The following is a 385-nucleotide window of genomic DNA, read 5'->3' as shown; positions in this document are numbered from 1 at the left end:
AGAGCACCGTGTTGATAACGCGGGGGTCGTTGGTTCGAGCCCAACCAGACCCACCAAGTTTCGCGGGGGATTAGCTCAGCTGGGAGAGCACCTGCTTTGCAAGCAGGGGGTCGTCGGTTCGATCCCGTCATCCTCCACCACTGCCTTTACGTAAGACCGGTGTCTTAGGTAAGAGTAGTCTCGTTCTTTAACAATCTGGAAGAAGTAAAGTTTTATTAAGCGTGAATCGAAAGATTCACACTTAGGGTAGTGTTCCGAAAGGAACGCATACAAAAACTCATCAAACACAGTAGTAAGTGCTTAGAACTATAGCCGTCAAGGTTATAGGGACAAGTGACTAAGTGCACATGGCGGATGCCTTGGCGATTACAGGCGATGAAGGACG

Annotated in this window: 1 tRNA gene; it reads left to right on the top strand. The window is 49.4% G+C overall.

The features are described 5' to 3' along the window. Positions 1 to 64 precede the first annotated feature (64 nt). A tRNA-Ala gene (locus tag AB4Z19_RS30490) sits at positions 65 to 140 on the top strand. Positions 141 to 385 lie beyond the last annotated feature (245 nt).

This window comes from Pseudoduganella sp. RAF19 (assembly GCF_052114165.1).
Taxonomy (GTDB): Bacteria; Pseudomonadota; Gammaproteobacteria; order Burkholderiales; family Burkholderiaceae_D; genus Rugamonas.
This window is presented reverse-complemented; position numbering and strand designations above follow the sequence as displayed.